Annotated in this window: 15 protein-coding genes and 1 pseudogene; 6 read left to right on the plus strand and 10 right to left on the minus strand. The window is 46.5% G+C overall.

The genetic code is table 11. The annotated features are described in order from the left end of the window. Positions 1-445 precede the first annotated feature (445 nt). Positions 446-2,914: a WD40 repeat domain-containing protein gene (locus tag CHA6605_RS31615; RefSeq protein WP_015159974.1), complete on the plus strand. Its 2,469-nt coding sequence runs from the start codon at positions 446-448 to the stop codon at positions 2,912-2,914. Between the two features lie 114 nt (positions 2,915-3,028). On the opposite strand, the gene CHA6605_RS13390 is transcribed toward CHA6605_RS31615, so the two are convergent. After that, positions 3,029-3,634: a vWA domain-containing protein gene (locus CHA6605_RS13390; RefSeq protein ID WP_015159975.1), complete on the minus strand. Its 606-nt coding sequence runs from the start codon at positions 3,632-3,634 to the stop codon at positions 3,029-3,031. A 170-nt stretch (positions 3,635-3,804) separates the two neighbouring features. On the opposite strand from CHA6605_RS13390, the gene CHA6605_RS13395 reads away from it, so the two are divergent. Further along, the gene (locus tag CHA6605_RS13395) at positions 3,805-5,337 is read left to right on the plus strand and encodes a YcjF family protein (protein ID WP_015159976.1); all 1,533 of its coding nucleotides are present in this window, start codon (positions 3,805-3,807) and stop codon (positions 5,335-5,337) included. A 123-nt stretch (positions 5,338-5,460) separates the two neighbouring features. Here CHA6605_RS13395 and CHA6605_RS37290 read toward each other — a convergent pair. After that, positions 5,461-5,712, minus strand: a pseudogene (locus CHA6605_RS37290) (AAA family ATPase); the annotation flags it as partial. Positions 5,713-6,150: 438 nt separating this feature from the next. Here CHA6605_RS37290 and CHA6605_RS31620 point away from each other — a divergent pair. Continuing rightward, positions 6,151-6,750: a GNAT family N-acetyltransferase gene (locus CHA6605_RS31620; protein ID WP_015159978.1), complete on the plus strand. Its 600-nt coding sequence runs from the start codon at positions 6,151-6,153 to the stop codon at positions 6,748-6,750. Between the two features lie 272 nt (positions 6,751-7,022). Here CHA6605_RS31620 and CHA6605_RS13405 read toward each other — a convergent pair whose 3' ends face one another. The 6 genes from CHA6605_RS13405 to CHA6605_RS13430 all read right to left on the minus strand — a co-directional run bounded on the left by CHA6605_RS13405 (position 7,023) and on the right by CHA6605_RS13430 (position 11,556). Beyond that, on the minus strand, positions 7,023-7,580 hold the full coding sequence (locus CHA6605_RS13405) for a GTP-binding protein (RefSeq protein WP_015159979.1): 558 nt from the start codon (positions 7,578-7,580) through the stop codon (positions 7,023-7,025). 7 nt (positions 7,581-7,587) lie between these two features. Continuing rightward, the gene (locus tag CHA6605_RS13410) at positions 7,588-8,448 is read right to left on the minus strand and encodes a DUF4388 domain-containing protein (RefSeq protein ID WP_015159980.1); all 861 of its coding nucleotides are present in this window, start codon (positions 8,446-8,448) and stop codon (positions 7,588-7,590) included. Between the two features lie 361 nt (positions 8,449-8,809). Further along, on the minus strand, positions 8,810-9,175 hold the full coding sequence (locus tag CHA6605_RS13415) for a roadblock/LC7 domain-containing protein (protein WP_015159981.1): 366 nt from the start codon (positions 9,173-9,175) through the stop codon (positions 8,810-8,812). A 58-nt stretch (positions 9,176-9,233) separates the two neighbouring features. Then, complete coding sequence (locus CHA6605_RS13420; RefSeq protein WP_015159982.1) at positions 9,234-9,707, minus strand: hydrocarbon binding protein (contains V4R domain); 474 nt, start codon at positions 9,705-9,707, stop codon at positions 9,234-9,236. A gap of 362 nt (positions 9,708-10,069) precedes the next feature. Beyond that, entirely contained in the window at positions 10,070-10,951 is an 882-nt protein-coding gene (locus CHA6605_RS13425) for a DUF4388 domain-containing protein (RefSeq protein ID WP_015159984.1), read from the minus strand. A gap of 128 nt (positions 10,952-11,079) precedes the next feature. Further along, positions 11,080-11,556, minus strand: a complete 477-nt coding sequence (locus CHA6605_RS13430; RefSeq protein ID WP_015159985.1) for a hydrocarbon binding protein (contains V4R domain) — start codon at positions 11,554-11,556, stop codon at positions 11,080-11,082. Positions 11,557-11,849: 293 nt separating this feature from the next. Between CHA6605_RS13430 and CHA6605_RS13435 the strand changes: the two genes are divergently transcribed. Both CHA6605_RS13435 and CHA6605_RS13440 read left to right on the plus strand, forming a co-directional pair. Continuing rightward, positions 11,850-12,473 carry a DedA family protein gene (locus CHA6605_RS13435; protein WP_015159986.1) on the plus strand — a complete coding sequence of 208 codons (624 nt, stop codon included), beginning with the start codon at positions 11,850-11,852 and terminating at the stop codon, positions 12,471-12,473. A 624-nt stretch (positions 12,474-13,097) separates the two neighbouring features. Further along, positions 13,098-14,063, plus strand: coding sequence for a PP2C family protein-serine/threonine phosphatase (locus tag CHA6605_RS13440; RefSeq protein ID WP_015159987.1), 966 nt, complete (start codon positions 13,098-13,100; stop codon positions 14,061-14,063). Positions 14,064-14,164: 101 nt separating this feature from the next. On the opposite strand, the gene CHA6605_RS13445 is transcribed toward CHA6605_RS13440, so the two are convergent. Then, positions 14,165-15,349, minus strand: coding sequence for an NAD(P)H-quinone oxidoreductase subunit H (locus CHA6605_RS13445; protein ID WP_015159988.1), 1,185 nt, complete (start codon positions 15,347-15,349; stop codon positions 14,165-14,167). Between the two features lie 246 nt (positions 15,350-15,595). Next, complete coding sequence (locus CHA6605_RS13450) at positions 15,596-16,507, minus strand: helix-turn-helix transcriptional regulator (protein WP_015159989.1); 912 nt, start codon at positions 16,505-16,507, stop codon at positions 15,596-15,598. A 419-nt stretch (positions 16,508-16,926) separates the two neighbouring features. Here CHA6605_RS13450 and CHA6605_RS13455 point away from each other — a divergent pair, with 419 nt between their 5' ends. Continuing rightward, positions 16,927-18,198, plus strand: coding sequence for a vWA domain-containing protein (locus CHA6605_RS13455; protein WP_015159990.1), 1,272 nt, complete (start codon positions 16,927-16,929; stop codon positions 18,196-18,198). The last annotated feature ends 133 nt before the right edge of the window (positions 18,199-18,331 follow it).

Consider the following 18,331-nt stretch of genomic DNA (forward strand, 5'->3'; position numbering starts at 1 on the left):
AGCTGGCTACGAGGTGCCCTCTGCAACAGCCCACTAATTCAAGCTTACCATCGTCCTGATGTAGGATCTAGGTTGAAGTTGTCACGATCCAAAACCCCCGCCGATCCCCTAATTGAATTATTAGCAATTAGCTACCATATTTTGATGATAAGGAATGAGAATATTTGGGCACAATAAGGATCGAGACAGGTAACTAGATCGATCGGCTATAATTTAGCGATCGACTTTAGTAGTATTGCCGCGATGCTCTCGGAAAAAGGTCGTGCTAACCTTCGCAAGACTTCAATTTTAGATCCAAGCTACAATCACTACTAATCACATAAACTTTACAATGCTTCTAAAATCATTATCTTCCCAAGCAGTAAAACTCGGTAGCTCGAATAGTTAAATGAATAGCGGTGTAAGCCGTTTGGTAAGGTAAGGAAGTCTTAATCGGGAGTAGGGGATGCTGGATGCGATCGTACACAATCTAGAACAAAGCAATCATATTGCCAGAATCAAAAAGCTGGTATTTTGTGCATGTACAAACAATTGGAGTAATGAAGCTCAACAACTGAGTACGGTCAAGTTCAAAAGCTGCATTCAACAGTTGCGAGATCGCCATGCTTCAATTGTCGAACTCAAGTATTTGCTATATCGGATTGTGATTAGACTCAATCACAGTACGAATTACTATACTGTTGCCAATTTGCTCTGTCAGGAGATGGAGCCGCTGTATGTCGATTCTGCCGAGGGAGTTGGTGCTGAAGATCGTGCCAACTCGACACTGACAGGTCGCTCACCGACAGCAGTCTGGGCCAAGGAAGTCATCTTTACGGTCGAAGAGATTCAATCGGGAGCCGTGTTGCAAGTCGAGATGGTCGTCTTGGCAGCCAATCGTCAGCTACTGAACCAAACGGTCGTAACTTTACCCGATTTGGTGCAAATGCACGAGCGATACCAAGAATGGCAGTCTCGATATCGGCGACTCGACCCGCAAAATCATCGCTTACTGAGTAATAAGGCCGTTAGTTTGGTACCAGAGCGGATTAATGACTGTCTGGATGCAGGAGCAATGTTGCAAGCCAATCTACATCAGTGGTATGGTTCGCCGGGATTTCAAACCATCCGCGAGCGGCTGGCAACCACGGTCGATCCTGAGTTAGAAATCGAGACGATCGTGCGCAGCCGTTCTAAAGCATTGCTAAAATTACCGTGGAACTCGATCTGGCAGCCATTACTCGATCGATATCCGCTCTCTGAAGTCAATATTTCCCTAATTCCGACCATCTCTGAGAGTTCGACAATCGACGAGCAATTGAAAGTATCGGTACTTTCGGTGCTAACTAGCGCGCAGGGGATCAAAATCGATCGCAGTAAGGAATATTTAGATGCCTTACCCTACACCAAGTCAGAATTTGTCGTCGCGCCCAGCCATCAAGATTTTGTAAATCTAGTCACGCAAAAATCTTGGAGCGTGCTGTTCTTTAGCAGTTATATTTCTGGCTACTTACCCAACAATCGCATCTATATCAACCATCACGATACGATTAGCATTGCCGAATTTAAATATCGAATCCGGATTGCCGTCCAACGGGGGTTAAAATTATTAATCCTCAATTGTGGTGAAGGTTTAGAACTGGCAGGCGAGCTAGTCGATCTCCAAATTCCCAATCTCGTCGTCTTGCGCGAAGCCGTCCAAGATCAGGTCGCCCAAGAATTTGTCAAACTCTTCCTCAAAGCTTTTTCGAGCGGTAAATCGCTCCAATTAGCAGTCCGAGATGCCCGCGAACGACTGCAAGCGATCGAAAAAGTAGTGCCATCGGCTAGCTGTCTGCCGATCGTTTGTCAACAGATTGCCACGCCAGCATCGAGCTGGAATCGACTCGCCCAAATTACACTCGACAAACCCCTCGAACTACTCGGACTCTCCCAAAATTGGACTGAAGCAGAAGCCACTGGGATGATGGGACAAGCAGATCTAGAGATGGTAATGTTGGAACCGAGTGTCGATCGGCAAATTGCATACGATCGCCTCGAACTCATCCATCAACTCTCTGGCTACTATAGTGAGGTATATAGCCTCGCCTTCAGTAACGATGGTCAGTGGTTGGTCAGCGGACATGGGGATATCACTCATGTCGATGATGCCATCAAGGTCTGGCGGCTATTGGATGGTAAATTGATTCATAATTTACTCGGCCACAGTCATTGGGTTTACGGTCTGTGTCTGAGTGCCGATAACGAAACTATTATCAGCGGTAGCTTAGATGGAACGGTACAGTGGTGGCAACTGACCACTGGGGTCAAATTACCACAACTGCTCGACCATAAATCTGCCGTCAATGCCATCTCGCTGGCGAGTGACGGGCAACGACTAGTCACAGGCGGCAATGATGCCGCGATCAAAATCTGGCAGCCCCAAAACGGTCTGCTGATCCATCAATGTCAAGGTCATCTCCAAAATGTAGCTTGCTTGGCAACTCACTCAGCGGCACAACTAATTGCCAGTGGTAGCAGCGACTATACGGTGAGACTGTGGCATCTGCAAGAAGGCAGATTGCTCAAAACTATTTTGGGACATAGCGGACGCATTAGTGGTGTTGCTATTACGCCCGACGGGAAAAAGGTCGTCAGTGCCAGTCACGATTGCACGATTAAAATTTGGGAAGTTGCGACGGGAAATTTAATTAATAGCTTAACTGGACATTCCAAACCGATCGGCTGTGTGGCCATCTCTCCTGACGGACAGACAATTGTCAGCGGCGGTGACGATCGCACTGTTAATATCTGGAATCTCAGCGATGGTAAGCTCTTACATACACTCCCCGATCGCGAGCGACCAATTTTATCTGTCGCCATTAGTGCCGATAACTGCACGATCGCCACTGGTAGTTACGGTGAAATTCAAGTCTGGCGCGTTCCTGCTACTTAGTTCGATTGGCAGGAATGGGTGGATGGAAGACGGGGAGACGGGGAGACACTGAGATTAACTATTCCCTATTCCCTATTCCCTATCCCCTATCCCCTATCCCCTATTCCCTAATTCTCAATCATTAATTGCGCTGAGTAACACTTCCTTAAGCGTGAGATCCTCCATCTCATTCATCGTAATTGTATCGACGATATCAAACTTAGCTCCAGCACGACCGAGATCGTCATCGAGGATTTTTAAAAACTTAGTAGCAGCCTCATCCATCCCCACTTGAATGAACGAAATCGCCAGTTCCTCATCTCGATCGAGTTTCTGAGTTGCATCGAGAATTACGTGCATTACCGCCTTGCGATCGTCTGGTTCGCCATCAGTGACAACTAGAATTAACTCGCCATTAGCAGGGACTTGTCCGGCTGCTTTGCGCTGAAAATAATTATTAAACGCATCAGTTAATACCGCTGCTAAGTCTGTTCTCCCCGAAGGATCGTTTTCCTGAAAAATGGTGCTAACTTGAGCAGAAGTGACATTATTATAACGCTTGAATTTACCAGAAAAAAGATAAACTGTAATGCCATCTGGATCTAATTCTTCACATTTATTTGCTAATGCTAATGCCGATTCTTGCATGATTTGCCAGCGACTCGCACCACCAGGTTTGTCTTTGGTTGACATGCTGCCGCTCTTGTCAATAATTAGAGTATAGTCGCGGTTGTCTAACATAAAAAAATTCTCACTACGATAACTTTCTTAGCTTACCCTCAGCCCGCTACTATCTACCTCCGTAGCATACTTAGATATCGTTGTCTTCAAACATACAAACTGCCACTGAGTCAAACGAGATCTGCGAGTGATTCGGCTATGATAAGAGATAGATCGCTATCCACTAAAGTATGCGTTTCCCACGTTCCTGGTCGATCGCCATCGGCGCAATTTCGATCGCAGTGCTCGCCCTGTGGCTGATTAACTCACTATATACTCTCTACACTCAAGTGAGTTGGACGACGCCGTGGTTGGCGACGCCACTACTGATCGGGATTTTAATCCTCATCGCGATCGCGATCGTGACTATAATTTACTACTTTGGCAAATTCCAAGGCTGGTGGGGAAAATCGACAACCAAACCCCAGCAATTACCGACAGTTCCCGTCGAAAAAACCGCCGCTGCTACCGCCAATCTTCAAGCGATCGATCGTCAACTCCAGCAAATCCAAGATGAAGTCACCCGTCAAGCTTTGATCGCCAAGTCGCGAGAAATCGCCGAAAACTTGGCACGGGGACAAATCCGCGTCGTCGTATTTGGCACGGGTTCGGCAGGCAAAACTTCGTTAATTAACGCCATTATCGGGCGGATTGTCGGCAAAGTCGGAGCCGCGATGGGGACGACAACTAGAGGCGAGACTTATACTCTAGAGTTAAAAGGTTTAGATCGCCAGATTTTACTTACAGATACGCCTGGGATTTTGGAAGCTGGCATCGAAGGTACTCACCGCGAAGCCATCGCAAGAGAACTAGCCACATCTGCCGATCTGTTATTATTTGTGGTCGATAATGACTTGCGATCGTCAGAATATATTCCCTTAATGGGACTGGCAGAAATCGGCAAACGATCGCTGCTAATTTTTAACAAAACCGATCTTTATCCACCAGTCGATCGCGACAAGATCGTCGATCGACTCCAAAGCCGCGTCCAGAATGCGATCGCCCCTGAAGATGTCATCGCGATCGCCGCTAACCCCCAGCCAGTGCGACTGGAATCGGGCGAAATGTTTACCCCCGACCCCGATATTTTCCCCCTGATTCGCCGCCTAGCAGCCGTCCTCAGAGCTGAAGGCGAAGATTTGGTCGCCGACAACATTTTGCTGCAATCCCAGCGGCTAGGAGCCGAAGCACGGGAGCTAATCGACGCTCAACGTCGCCGTCAAGCCGAGCAAATCGTGAATCGCTATCAATGGATCGGTGCGGGTGTCGTCACCGTCACCCCCTTACCCGTCATCGATTTTCTCGCCACTGCTGCAATTAATACGCAGATGATTATCGAGATCGGCAAGATTTACGGCTGCGATCTCAACAAAGATGCGGCGCAAGAATTGGCACTTTCCTTGGGCAAAACGCTGACTAGCTTAGGTATCGTCAAAGGTGCGATTCAAGTGCTCTCGACAGCTCTGACGGTGAATGTGACTACCTACGCACTGGGTAAAGGGATTCAGGGCATTACCGCCGCATATCTGACGCGGATTGCCGGACGCAGTTTTATCGAATATTTCCGTCAGGATCGATCGTGGGGCGATGGCGGGATGGCTGAAGCCGTCCAAAAACAATTTCAATTAGAGCGTAAAGATGAATTTCTCAAAGCTTTTATCGATCGAGCGATCGCGTCCGGTACGGTAAAATTCAATGAGACGATCGGGCATTTTAAGGAGTAAAGACGAAATATTATCTACCAATGAGCTAATTGAATTGAATGAATTTGGCAGAATTAATCTTCAACATTCGATCTGAACGATCGTTAAGGGTCGTTTCTTGTTCGCAGGTATGGCGGTTATTAAGTCCGATTGATGATAATGACATTTAACTTTGTCAGGCGATAGCAACTCTGATGCTAGGTATTTTTCCTCCTCAGCAATTTGTTTGAGATGGGGTTCATCTCGATCGAGCATGATTAATATATTTAGCTCTTTAATAATATAGTCACTATAAGTTGTAATTAAGACTTTGATACCCAGATTGACAACCCGTGCTAATAATCGAGCAATCCGACGTTGATTTTCGGGATGCAGATTTAACTCTGGTTCGTCAATTTTTACGTCTATTTTTAGTCGATCGAAGGCTGTCTAGCCGCGTACCTTATAAATTATGATTTTCGCATGTTGGCGGTGAATTTTGAGCGATTGCTGTCGCAGACGGCAAGCCGTTCGCGGGGTAGAAAATGGCGATCGCTAGTAAACTGGCGGTAGCGATCGCGCCACTGAGTACGCTCGGTAGTTCGATCGATTAATTCGATCGATTGCTGCCAGCGAAGATTGGGACTGATTTCTGGTTACAATTTTGGTCAGAACAAAAACCCGACTGCTGAGAGGAGAAATCGGGATCGTAGAGTGGAGCCTACTGTAATTGGTTGACTCTACTCCATTTTCCTGCTTTATCTCGATCGCTTTCGCCTTTAATGGCTAAAGTGGAGCAGAAGCGGGGGATGTAGCAACGCAAAAACCACCGCAGCCAAATAGCAAGATTAAATAATGCTAGAACAAACTATTTCACTAGATTTCACGATCGAGACAGTTAGATGTCGATTGCGCCGTTCTGTAATGGAGGATTTGCCCGCGATCTTTGAAGCTACAACTTCACCGAGATTTCATGCTGGCATGGATTCTGAAGCACCCCTACGGATTGAAGATCTGTACGAGCCATTGCAAGAGAATTTGCTAGCTTGGCAAGAGGGTAAACTCTATAGTTTTACGATCGCCGATCGCGATTCAGATAATCTATTAGGACGGATTGGTATCAATCGAAACAAACGGGAAGGAATTTGGAATCTGGGCTTTTGGATGCATCCCGCTTATCAAGGAAAAGGTTATATGACTGAATCGGTAATTGCGATAATATCATTTGGCTTCGATCGATTAGATGCCGTTCAAGTTGAAGCAAGTTATGCACTCTGGAATAAAAGTAGCAAGCGGGTGTTAGAAAAGGCTGGAATGAGATTTGTCGGCTATATTCCTCACGCATTCCGCAAAAGAGGCAGGTGGGTAGAAGCAAATAAAATGCGAATTACCAAGCAAGAGTGGATCGTTCTCGATCGAAGATCGGATCTTATAGCAGTTGAGATCGATCCCTGACTTTAGTTGATTCTCCTCCCATTTCTCGGCTGATAATTACGAGCGATCGAGTCTGACATTGCGGAATCTCTCGATCGAGGCGTGTCGCTTCCCATCATTATTGCAAATCCGATCTAATCTCCAGAAAAGGTAAGCTCGATCGCACATTTAATATAATAGATCTGTCCGAAATGGCATAACCTTAAAGCTGTAAATATTTAGCTAATAAAAATAGTAGAAGATTACCATTCAGGAAGTCAGTAATCTTCTACTATTTGTGAGATTGAATTTATTTAGTTACCGACCGTAGCCGCAGCCGCCATGGTTTGCATATAATGCTCTACTAATGAAATCAGTGCGATCGCGACCGATTCGCCATCGACTGCATTTACTAGTACGATCGGCGGTTGTTGGGTAATATCTTGGTAACCCAATGCTAGGGCAATATCTTCACTACTCCACGCCCCTTCACAATCGCTATGGGTGATGCCGATAATCATCGGGATCTGCGCCCGCCGATTCATAAAATTCATAATTCGCCGTGCGTGATGAAACTCACTCGGTCGGTGAGCGGCAATCAATAACACATAAGCATGAGCGCGCTCGATCAAAATCTCCCACATAAAGTCAAACCGAGTCTGACCGGGAGTCCCATAAATATGTAATGCCATCTCTTCGCCAAATTGAAGAGTTCCAAAATCCATGGCAACGGTGGTATTTTGTTTGAGAGCGGCCACTTCATCAGTAGCGCGTCTGTCGGTATCCACAACTTCAATCTCACTCACAGACCGAATAAAGGTGGTTTTACCCGCCCCTACTGTACCTGTGACAACTAGATTCATAATTTCCATGATTTGTCTAACCCTTTTTCTTCAGAAAGCCCATTAAATTACTTAGAAACGAAGTCGAGACAGGAACGGTAGCATTCCCACCGCCCACGCAGACTGGGGTTAGAGCTTCCATTTCTTGGCGATCGGGTTGAATTGGCTCTGCGGAGACTTCTTGTACCAACCCGATCGAACTTAGGCGAAAGCCGATCTGTTGGACTGTAGCGATCTCTAATCCTACTTTTTTAGCAATTTTGGAAATTGCCAACTCGCCTAAACATAAGTTCCAGACTCTAAATTCCTGGCTATCGAGCCGCAAGCCATTTGGTTCGGAGAATAGTCGTTGCAGTGCGGATTCTGGGTCGGGTAATTTGGCACTTAAGCCGCTCCAGTCCTTTAACATTCTCATGGCTAGCAACGCGACTTCTTTGGCATCCAAACTCAATCCAGTCATCTGAACATAATTTAGAGGTGCATGAGGATCGAATTTAAACCGTCCATGATGGATTTCAAATAACTTGCAGGTAGTAGCAATGACTTGCGAGTTAAATGCCAATGTCAACTGCTCGGTATTTATCAAACTTGTAGATTTGAGATAAGTACCTAAGGGCTGACGGAGTAAGTGTGACTGAGCTTCTAATTGAGCAGTTTTTTCTGGTGTCAGCCACCGTCGTTGCTCCATCATTTTGAGCAACCCAAGATGTTCGGCTCCAGTACTGTTGGCAACAGACATAATTCGCCCGCCCTGAAATGAGATGTAATAAGTATCGCTGTGCGATCGAATCGCTCCACGCTCTGGTTCGATCGAGAGTAAGCCCGATTTATTACCCTCTTGCACGAAATGGAAGATTTCGGCTAATGAATATTCTGATAAATAGCCAGCTAGGGACATTTATATCTCCAACATAATAAATAAGAATCGGCAAAGATCTATTTTAAAAAAACAGAGTACTACCAATTAAAGTATACCCAGTAATATTACACTATGTATCAAATATGTAAAGTTAAGTTAATTGAAATTTGGGCGATCGTCGCAGTATTAAACTGCGACTAATTTACGATCGAAAAGCTCAGTACTTTCACTTACTTAAATAAGTTGTTTACTCAAGAACGGTTGCTGCTAGTTGCTGTGGAGACGATCGCCCGATCGCGCCTCCAAAAAATGCAGGAGATCTGCAAATGGCAGGAGACTTAGCAACTAACATGGCAACTCAAATCGATTTGTTATGATGTCGCGATCGATGTAGCGATAACTAGTTCAGTGCAGCTTTAATTTCGGTAACTGCACGTTTGATATCTAGCATCAAAAGTCCTTGCTTAGCAGACTGATTTGCCAAGACTAAGAAGACAGCATCTTCACCGCAGCCGATGAGAATACCATAACCATCAGCACCTTCAACCATGATTTTTTCGACGCTACCACGGGATAATTCTTTACCGATTCGTTCGCCGAGCGAGAGCATTGCCGCAGACATTGCCGAAGTACGTTCTTCGTCCATTGCGCTAGGTAGGCTAGATGCTAGCGGTAAGCCATCGTGGGATACTAAGGCTGCACCTTGAACATCCGCAGTACCCGAAACAAAATTCTGTAAAATTCCACCGATTTTACTTGCGCCCATAATATCCTCTAAGTAATTAATGTAGTTAGGTTGATAATTTAATACCGATCGAGATTGACTAGAGAGACGTGAATTCAAACACGTCGTAAGTACCACCGCGCAAGACAGATTCGGTATGAATCCCGCGTAATTTCCGGCCAGTGATTTCGCTTAATGCACCCCAAACAGCACCCATAGTGAAAGTACATTTACGATTGGAACCTTGAGGTTCGCCCGCAGAGCAGACAGTTTCCGAGCAATAAACTTTAATAAGATCGCCTTCTTCGACGATTTTATTAACAGCAGTTAGGTGGGTACCATTAGCACCAATTGCTTCATCTAACTTGGCGGCGATCGTCGCTAAATCTTGGGTAGCACCGGACAAACCCAACTCTTTAGCTAATTTTTTACCGCGTTCGCGTCCAGCAGCAATTAAGGCGATCGCAGTTGCTTTTTCGCCTAGAGCTTCTTCCATGCCAGTGATAACCGCTTTGAAACAAACAATGCTACTGAATTGACCTAAAGTTGGACGAGTGGTAAGTGTGTCTGACATATTAAATAAATCTGTTTGAGATGATAGATAATGGATCGACTTTGCTAAATCCGAACAACTAAATTTACCGGATGATAACCAGTTAGCATAAAAATATTAGGTTGTTTCAAACTAGCTTCAACCTCAGTATTCCCGCAAAAAAACCATTTCTAACACCAATCTGTAAGTTTTATAGCCGATCGCGATCGAAGATAGATGTCTACGAACGAAATCGGCTATAAAATTTATTTATTTACTTGTCATTTTCAACTGACAAAAAAGACCCTAACTAACGTCAGTTCGGGACCGGAAAAGGAGAAGGTGCTAAGCTAAAAGGTATTACTATCGGATCGTCGTTCGATCGGGATAAATTAAACGATCGATTACTCCTTTTTCTTCAGAAAACCCATCAGTTTACTCAAAAATGAAGCAGATACGGGTGTAGTTGCTAGCCGATCGTCAACGGGATCGGACGGCGATGGATCGCCGCCAGCTAACTCGTTCGTGTAGGGTCGGCTGTGCCGAATCTCGGGTGGCGAAACTTCTTGTAATAACCCGATCGCACACAGCCGGAAACTAATCTGTCTGACTCGATCGATTTCTAACCCCAATCGTTGGGCGATCTGCGCGATCGAGATCTCACCTACCGCCAATTGCCAAACTTTGGACTCTTGACTATCGAGTCGTAGATCTGTCGGTGTTTCGCAGACTCGGTGGAGTGCAGATTCGGGGGCGGGTAATTTGGCTGTTAAATCATTCCAATCCCGAAGCATTCTCAGTCCCCGCAAGCAGACATCCTGTGCTGTCAGACTAATTCCAGTCATTTCAGTATAGATGAGCGGTGCGAGAGGATCGAAGTTAAACTGTCCGTAGTGAGTTTCCCCAAACAGTTTGCAGATCCTAGCAACTACTTGTGAGTCAAACAGCAATCGCAATTGTTCGGCATCGAGTACGTTACAAGATTTGAGATAGGTACCTAATGGTTGTCCGAGTTTATGGGCATTAATTGATAATCCAGTAAGTTGCTCCGAGGTAAGCCAGCGTCGTTGCTCCATCATCTTGAGCAAGCCGAGATCCTGCAATCCGTGCCCATTGCTGACAGACACGATCCGTCCGGTTTGAAATGAAATGTAGTAAGAATTGTCTAGCGATCGACTCAAGCACCGATCTGATTCGATCGATAACAATCCCGTTTTGCTACCTTCGCGGACGAAATTAAAAATCTCAGGCAAAGAATACTCTGATAAATAACCAGTCAGGGACATTTAGATATCTCCAAATTTAGCCGCTCGAACGATCCGATCCAGTTGACAAGGGCAATTGCAGCTAGAAACTTTCAGCAGAGCGTCCTTTCAACATAGAGCCACAGCCAGATATATGGGTGCGATCTCGATTACTCAAAAGTGGTGAATTCAAACACATCATGAGTGCCACCACGCAAGATGGATTCGGTATGAATGCCGCGTAACTTTTTACCTGTAATTTCACTCAAGGCACCCCAAATAGCACCCATGGTAAAAGTACATTTGCGATCGGAACCTTGCGGTTCGTTAGCAGTACAGACGGTTTCCGAGCAATATACCCGCACGACATCACCTACTTGGACGATTTTATCGACAGCAGTTAAACGCGTACCCTCACTACCAACTGCCCGATTTAACAGCTCGGCAATAGTACTAAAATCTGCACTAGAGTTGGATAAGCCCAGGGATTGAACTAAGTTTTTGCCCCGCGTGCGCCCAGCCGCAATCAACGAGATCGCTGTTGCTTTCTCGCCAAGAGCTTCTTCCATGCCAGTAATTACTGATTTGAAGCAAACAATACTGATAAATTCCCCTAATTGGGGACGGCTGGAGATTGGAGTTGACATTTTAATAAATTGGTTGGGATTGTCGATATAAATGCAAAACTACTCAATCTCACACCAGAGATCTGTCCTGAACTCGCCCATGGGGCGGCTAACAATCGGTAGTATTCTAGATAGGCTCTAATTTAGTATGCCCATCAGCCGACAGTTTGCTAACAGCAATCCCTAAATTAGTTCTGTTTGGACGCGGCTTCGCTGCTATAGATCTCCTGCCAAGATTGCGATCGAATTGACATCTCCTAATCTCGAATCCTCAGTTATTATAGAATTGTAAAGTTTTATCCCTTCAGGTATAAATGGAATTCCTATCATTAGAGACAATCCAAGCACTGGCAAGTCAATACGGATATCTCGCTGTCTTCGTAGGCATTCTGTTAGAAAATTTGGGGATTCCGTTACCTGGTGAAACCATCACGATCGTGGGTGGTTTTTTGGCTGGGAGTGGCGAACTAAATTATTGGATCGTCCTTGCATGTGCGGCGATGGGAGCTTTCTTGGGCGGTATCTGCGGTTACTTCATCGGTAAATCTGGTGGTTGGAAACTAATCGTTGCGATCGCGAAAGTGTTCCGCGTTCAAGAGATTCAGCTAGAAGAGATGAAGACCAAATTTAGTGACAATGCTGTTAAAGCCGTCTTCTTCGGGCGATTTATTGCCATTTTGCGGATTTTTTCGAGTCCGATGGCAGGTGTAGTCGAGATGCCTTTAGGTAGATTTATGGCTGTGAACTTAGCTGGTGCTGTGACTTGGGCGAGTGTGATGACAACGCTAGCCTTTGTTGTCGGTAAAGTAGTCTCGCTCGAACAGTTGCTAGAGTGGGTGAGTAAATTCGCCATCTTAGCTCTATTAATCGCGATCGGGTTTATTACTATCCCCCTCTGGCTGGAATCTCGGAGTATTAAATCGGGGGAAGGGAAGTAGGCTTTAGGCTTTAGGCTTTAGGCTTTAGGCTTTAGGCTTTAGGCTTTAGGCTTTAGGCTTTAGGCTTTAGGCTTTAGGCTTTAGGCTTTAGGCTTTAGGCTTTAGGCTTTAGGCTTTAGGCTTTAGGCTTTAGGCTTTAGGCTTTAGGTTTTAGGTTTTAGGCTTGCTCACATCTTGCACCAGTTTAAATATACTAGTATTAAGCAGCGAAAATGAGGGTACCGTTTCTTTCTCCCAGTCTCCGAGTCTCCCGAAATAGTAACCTTATTTACGCTGTAGACTACTAGTGCTTAGTACAGATAGTCGGGTACCCACAAGCGACGCAGCTCCCTTCGGGAAGGCTCCGCCAACGAACGGGAGGTTCCCTCCCGTTTGTGTGCGTCAAGACAGGGGCACCCCTACGCAATTAATCTGTAGGGGTGCCCCTGTCTTGTCGTTTTTTTATTCGGGGGGAACCCCCGAATAAAAACGCCGCTTGTGGGTACCCTGGGTCTATACTAAGCACTAGTCTTTTCGTATTGGTGCAAGATGTGAGCTTTAGGCTTTAGGCTGGCTTCCAGTTACCCAGTCACCCAGTCCTCCAGTCTCCTGTAAAATTGATGTGAAGCTCGCGACTGAATAGCTATGAACTGTCATCAATGTGGGGGCACGATCGCGTTAACGGATCGTTTTTGTGAAGAATGCGGGGCAAGTCTGACGACGAACCCCAGTCTCCAGTCGAGCGACAATGGTTGTCAGAAATGCGGTGCGCCACCAAGCAAAATCGATAACGACAGATATTGCATAGAATGTGGATTTCGTCAAGTGGCAATCTCGAACGATCGCATCGAACTCGATTTCGCTGCTAATTTTGCAGGAGCTAGCGATCGCGGACGCAGACACCATCAAAATGAAGATGCGATCGCCCTCAAAATTCTCGATCCCGACACATATATTTTTGTCCTCTGTGACGGCGTATCTAGTTCTCAACATCCCGAACTCGCCTCTAGAGCTGCTGTAACTGCCTGTATTGAAGCAATCGCAATCGCCCTCAATGGCGATCGCGCACAGCCAGATAACGCGATCGAAATTGGCGTCCAAGCAGCACTTCAAGCTGTTTCCAAAATCCCGATCGATCCTTCATCATCGATCGATCCCTCCTCAACGACGATCGTTACCGCGATCGTCCGCGATAATATTGCCACAATTGGCTGGTTGGGTGACAGTCGCGCCTATTGGCTCGTGCCCGAAAAATCGCTCCAGCTCACGCAAGATGACTCCTGGATGCGCGATGCGATCGAGTCGGGTATGTATACCGCCGCCGAAGCCGAAGCATCTCCCTACGCCCACGCGATCGTCCGCTGGCTGGGTGCAGATACCGCTGACGATGGGGTGCCCAATCTCACGACTTTCGCTATCCCTAGCAATGGTTATCTGCTCCTGTGTACCGATGGCTTGTGGAATTATGCGCCAGATCCCGCCTACCTTTACCATACGCTCGCGCAATCGCCAGCACCCGATCCGCTCTCGATCGTCCGTCATCTCGTCAGCTATGCCAATCAACAAGGCGGTCAGGATAATATTACCGTCGGTATTCTGGCGATCGAGTAACTATTTTCGGATTTTGACGTTGCTCGGTTGAGGGAAGATCTCCTGTTTCTGCAATATATTAATCTCCACTATCCACTATCCACTATCCACTATCCCCTAATTCACCGATCGACCGAACCCATAATAATATCGATACTCCCCAGAATCACCACGATATCGGCGACTTTGACCCCTTTGAGTAAATAGGGCAGAATTGAGAGATTATTAAAATCGGCAGAGCGGATTTTCCACCGCCAGGGGAAGGTATTGTCGTCGCCGATGATAAATATCCCCAACTCGCCTTTACCACTCTCCACGCGCACGTAACGTTCGCCTGAAGGGATTTTGAAGGTGGGGGCAATCTTCTTGCTAATGTACTGGTAATCCATCCCGTCCCACTCGGATTTTGGCCCTGCGGCGAGACGTTTGGCTTCGAGATCTTCGTAAGCACCGCCAGGGATGCGATCGATCGCTTGCAGGAGAATCTTCACCGATTCTCGCATTTCGCGAATTCGCACGAAATAACGTGCCAGACAATCGCCCGCCGTCTCTGATTGAATATCCCAATCTAACTCATCGTATCGCTCGTAGTTATCGACTTTGCGTAAATCCCACTTGACGCCAGAAGCGCGTAACATCGGCCCCGATAAGCCCCAATTAATCGCCATCTCGCGACTAATCGTCCCCACCCCTTCCACGCGACGGCGAAAGATCGGATTGTCAGTAATTAAGCGTTCGTACTCATCAACTTTGGGCGCGAAATAATTGCAGAAATCCGCACATTTAGCCAGCCAGCCGTGGGGTAAATCTACCGCTACCCCACCCACGCGGAAGTAGTTATTATTTACCATCCGATAGCCCGTCGCGGCTTCCCACAGATCGTAAATCATCTCCCGTTCGCGGAAAATATAGAACAAGGGCGTCCCCGCACCGACATCTAACATAAATGGCCCCAACCACAACAAATGGTTGGCAATCCGGTTGAGTTCGAGCATTATCATCCGAATATAACTAGCCCGTTTCGGTACCGAGATATTTGCTAACTTCTCCACCGCATTGACAGTCACGGCTTCATTAAACATTCCAGCGGCATAGTCCCAACGACTGACGTAGGGGACGTACATCAGAGTGGTGCGATTTTCGGCAATCTTTTCCATTCCTCGATGTAGATAACCGATAACGGGTTCGCAATCGACGACATCTTCGCCATCTAATGTCACGATAATCCGAAAACAACCGTGCATGGAGGGGTGATGCGGCCCCATATTAAGTACCATCGGCTCTGTCTTGGTTTCGAGCTGTGCCATAGCTGCTATCTCCTAAAATCGCGATCTTCATTCTGTATATCGCGATCGTGCCAACCCCGTCTTGTACGTTCGTCCGATTTTTTGGATATTCTGCGATGCTAAGATCGTAAGTAATCGATCGTAGTTAAATGCAAGTTACCGATGGGTGGGTAATGGCCACTAATTTTTTTGCTAATTACAATCACACCAAAATGATGTCATTTTGGAGCGATAAAAATTATGAGTCGCGCTTGATGCTCATCGCTTTTAAAAAGCTTGTCTGACAAATGCTTTTGGCGTAATGCCTTCCAACCGTTTGAAATGCCGATGAAAATGACTTTGGTCTGTAAATCCGATCGTTTTAGCCACTTGTGCGATGCTCGATCCACCTTGGCGTAACAATTTTTTCCCGCGATCGATCCGACATCTCAAAATATACTGATGGGGCGAAAATCCGGTGGATTGTTTGAACAGTTGCGAAAAATAGTGCGGACTCAATTGGACGATTTGCGCCAGTTCGTGTAGGCTCAGATCGCGATCGAGATAGGTATCGATATAGTCTACAATTTGTTCGAGTTGAGTTGGAGCCAAGCCACTATGATAAGTAGGCAGTGCATATTTTTGGACGGAATAATGCTGTAACAGGTGCATCATCAGCGCGTCGAGCATCGATTCGGCATAAAGCCGACTCAGACTACCGGGATGTTCGAGCGCGTGTTTGAGCGATATTCCAATTCGATCGATCGTGGGATCTGTAGTCGCAAAGTGGGGAATCAATTCCAATCGATCGCGCTCTAGAGTTAGATTGAGCGTATCACGTATGACTTTCGGTTCCAAGCCGACGACAATGGCACCGCCACCCCGATTCCACTCGGCATAATGCCAAGTATCGGCAGGAACGATGACTGCATCGCCGCGCCTGACTACTTCGCGTCGCAATTTACCATCGATCCAGCGTTCGGCTGTAACTGGAGCTGGTAAATCGATAAAAATACCCAAACCATGCTGTTTGGCTAAAATATTTGGTGTCGCGCCTGGTGGAAAATAGTCATAGGCAACGAGCAACCCGTCTAGTTGTGCAGAAATGCTACTCAGTAATGGAGGTCGGTCGAAAATTTGCTGGTATCCAGCTTCACCAGCTACCGTAAAGTCTACAATTGTCGATTCTCGATCGGACATACACTTGAGTTTGGCGTAAGATCGTCGATGAAAGCTATCGCTCAATTAAATTCTAATCTACACACCGCTCCGGTCTGAGCTAATGGTCGAAATCTTTTCCTCGATCGCGAAACTTTCGCATAATTAGTCAGTTCTAGTCCCAATTATGTATCAGGATTTTCAGGATTAGCTTATCGGTATTAACCTTTGTCTGTATCAGGATTTGAGGATTTACTGGATTTTCCGGATTAGCTTATCGGTGCTAACCTATGTCTTCTATTTCCTATCCCCTATCCCCTATCCCCTTTCTCCTAAAGCCTAAAACCTAAAACCTAAAGCCTAAAACCTAAAGCCTAAAACCTAAAGCCTAAAGCCTAAAGCCTAAAGCCTAAAACCTAAAACCTAAAGCCTAAAACCTATCCCCTACCCCCTATCCCCTAATGTTCACCGCAGAAGTCTTCCAAAATCCTTACTTGCCGCAAGGTGCCACACAAGTAAACGCGATCGTGACAATCGCGACTAGTAGCAATGATGATGCTACCGTCGCCGCACCGAGTAATAGCCAACGCTTATTTGGGATTATTTGCGATACATCTGGATCGATGGGTGGAGCTAAGATGATTGCAGCTAAAGATGCGATCGTCAAAATTATCAATCTTCTCCCTACAGATGCGGCATTTTTTGTCGTCACCGGATCTAGTCGATCGAAATTACTAGTACCGCTCGTCAACGCCGTCCCTGAAAATAAACTCCGCGCCGTCGCGCAGGTAAAAGAAATTGCTGCTGGCGGCGGGACATTGATGTCTACTTGGTTGCATACAGCTTTGGGTGAATTCAATAAAATGCCCCAAGCAATTTGCCAAGCTTTATTACTTACCGACGGACAAAACGATCCTAATGACGAGCAAGATTTAGTGCGAGTTTTGGACGCATCTGAAGGTAAATTTCAGTGCGACTGTCGCGGCGTCGGAACGGATTGGCGCGTCGCTGAATTACAGAAAATTGCCACCAGACTGTTAGGTACGACAGATATTATCTCATCACCAGAGCGCATTGCCGATGATTTCCAAGCAATTCTGACTAAAGCGATGGGTAAAACCGTCAGCGATGTCAGTCTAAGGTTGTGGACGCCGATGGGTGCAAAGGTGTTATTTTGCAAGCAAGTCAGTCCCGAAATCGTCGATGTCACCAGTCGCGCCAAAGTCGTCAGCGAACGAATTGTCGAATACCCGACGGGTGCGTGGGGAAGTAATGAATCGCGCGATTACCATTTCTGCATCCAAATTAACGCGGGGAATGTCGGCGACGAAATGTTGGCGGGTAGAGCGAGTCTGATAACCCAAACCAACGGCGTCGAAACCAAAATTACCGAAGCCAAAATCCTCGCCACCTGGACCGAAGATGAAGCCAAAACCGCTAAAATCGATCGCCGCGTTGCTCACTATACCGGACAAGCCGAACTCGCGCAATCGATCCAAGAAGGCTTAGAAGCCAGAGCGCAAGGTAATATCGAAATAGCGACAGTCAAGCTCGGCAAAGCCGTCAAACTCGCCTACGATTCTGGCAACGAAGCCACCGCCAAACTCCTCCGCTCTGTCGTCGATGTCGAAGACGCCGCAGCAGGTACCGTCCGCATCAAGCGCACCGTCGCCAAAGAAGACGAAATGATGCTCGAAACTCGATCGACCAAAACGGCTAGAATTCAGAAGTAGGTATTAGGCTTTAGGCTTTGGGCTTTAGGTTTAAATACTGCATCGATTGAGTTCTCTTAACGCCATTTAAAGGCTCATGAGTGAAGTATCACCTTTGGCAACACGATCTCCACTTCCTAACACCTAATATCTA

The organism is Chamaesiphon minutus PCC 6605 (genome assembly GCF_000317145.1).
GTDB lineage: Bacteria > Cyanobacteriota > Cyanobacteriia > Cyanobacteriales > Chamaesiphonaceae > Chamaesiphon > Chamaesiphon minutus.

Bases quoted from the DNA above. Each gene is read 5' to 3' on its own strand.
- CHA6605_RS31615 (WP_015159974.1), top strand. From the start codon at position 446: ATGCTGGATGCGATCGTACACAATCTAGAACAAAGCAATCATATTGCC.
- CHA6605_RS13390 (WP_015159975.1), bottom strand. From the start codon at position 3,634: ATGTTAGACAACCGCGACTATACTCTAATTATTGACAAGAGCGGCAGC.
- CHA6605_RS13395 (WP_015159976.1), top strand. From the start codon at position 3,805: ATGCGTTTCCCACGTTCCTGGTCGATCGCCATCGGCGCAATTTCGATC.
- CHA6605_RS31620 (WP_015159978.1), top strand. From the start codon at position 6,151: ATGCTAGAACAAACTATTTCACTAGATTTCACGATCGAGACAGTTAGA.
- CHA6605_RS13405 (WP_015159979.1), bottom strand. From the start codon at position 7,580: ATGGAAATTATGAATCTAGTTGTCACAGGTACAGTAGGGGCGGGTAAA.
- CHA6605_RS13410 (WP_015159980.1), bottom strand. From the start codon at position 8,448: ATGTCCCTAGCTGGCTATTTATCAGAATATTCATTAGCCGAAATCTTC.
- CHA6605_RS13415 (WP_015159981.1), bottom strand. From the start codon at position 9,175: ATGGGCGCAAGTAAAATCGGTGGAATTTTACAGAATTTTGTTTCGGGT.
- CHA6605_RS13420 (WP_015159982.1), bottom strand. From the start codon at position 9,707: ATGTCAGACACACTTACCACTCGTCCAACTTTAGGTCAATTCAGTAGC.
- CHA6605_RS13425 (WP_015159984.1), bottom strand. From the start codon at position 10,951: ATGTCCCTGACTGGTTATTTATCAGAGTATTCTTTGCCTGAGATTTTT.
- CHA6605_RS13430 (WP_015159985.1), bottom strand. From the start codon at position 11,556: ATGTCAACTCCAATCTCCAGCCGTCCCCAATTAGGGGAATTTATCAGT.
- CHA6605_RS13435 (WP_015159986.1), top strand. From the start codon at position 11,850: ATGGAATTCCTATCATTAGAGACAATCCAAGCACTGGCAAGTCAATAC.
- CHA6605_RS13440 (WP_015159987.1), top strand. From the start codon at position 13,098: ATGAACTGTCATCAATGTGGGGGCACGATCGCGTTAACGGATCGTTTT.
- CHA6605_RS13445 (WP_015159988.1), bottom strand. From the start codon at position 15,349: ATGGCACAGCTCGAAACCAAGACAGAGCCGATGGTACTTAATATGGGG.
- CHA6605_RS13450 (WP_015159989.1), bottom strand. From the start codon at position 16,507: ATGTCCGATCGAGAATCGACAATTGTAGACTTTACGGTAGCTGGTGAA.
- CHA6605_RS13455 (WP_015159990.1), top strand. From the start codon at position 16,927: ATGTTCACCGCAGAAGTCTTCCAAAATCCTTACTTGCCGCAAGGTGCC.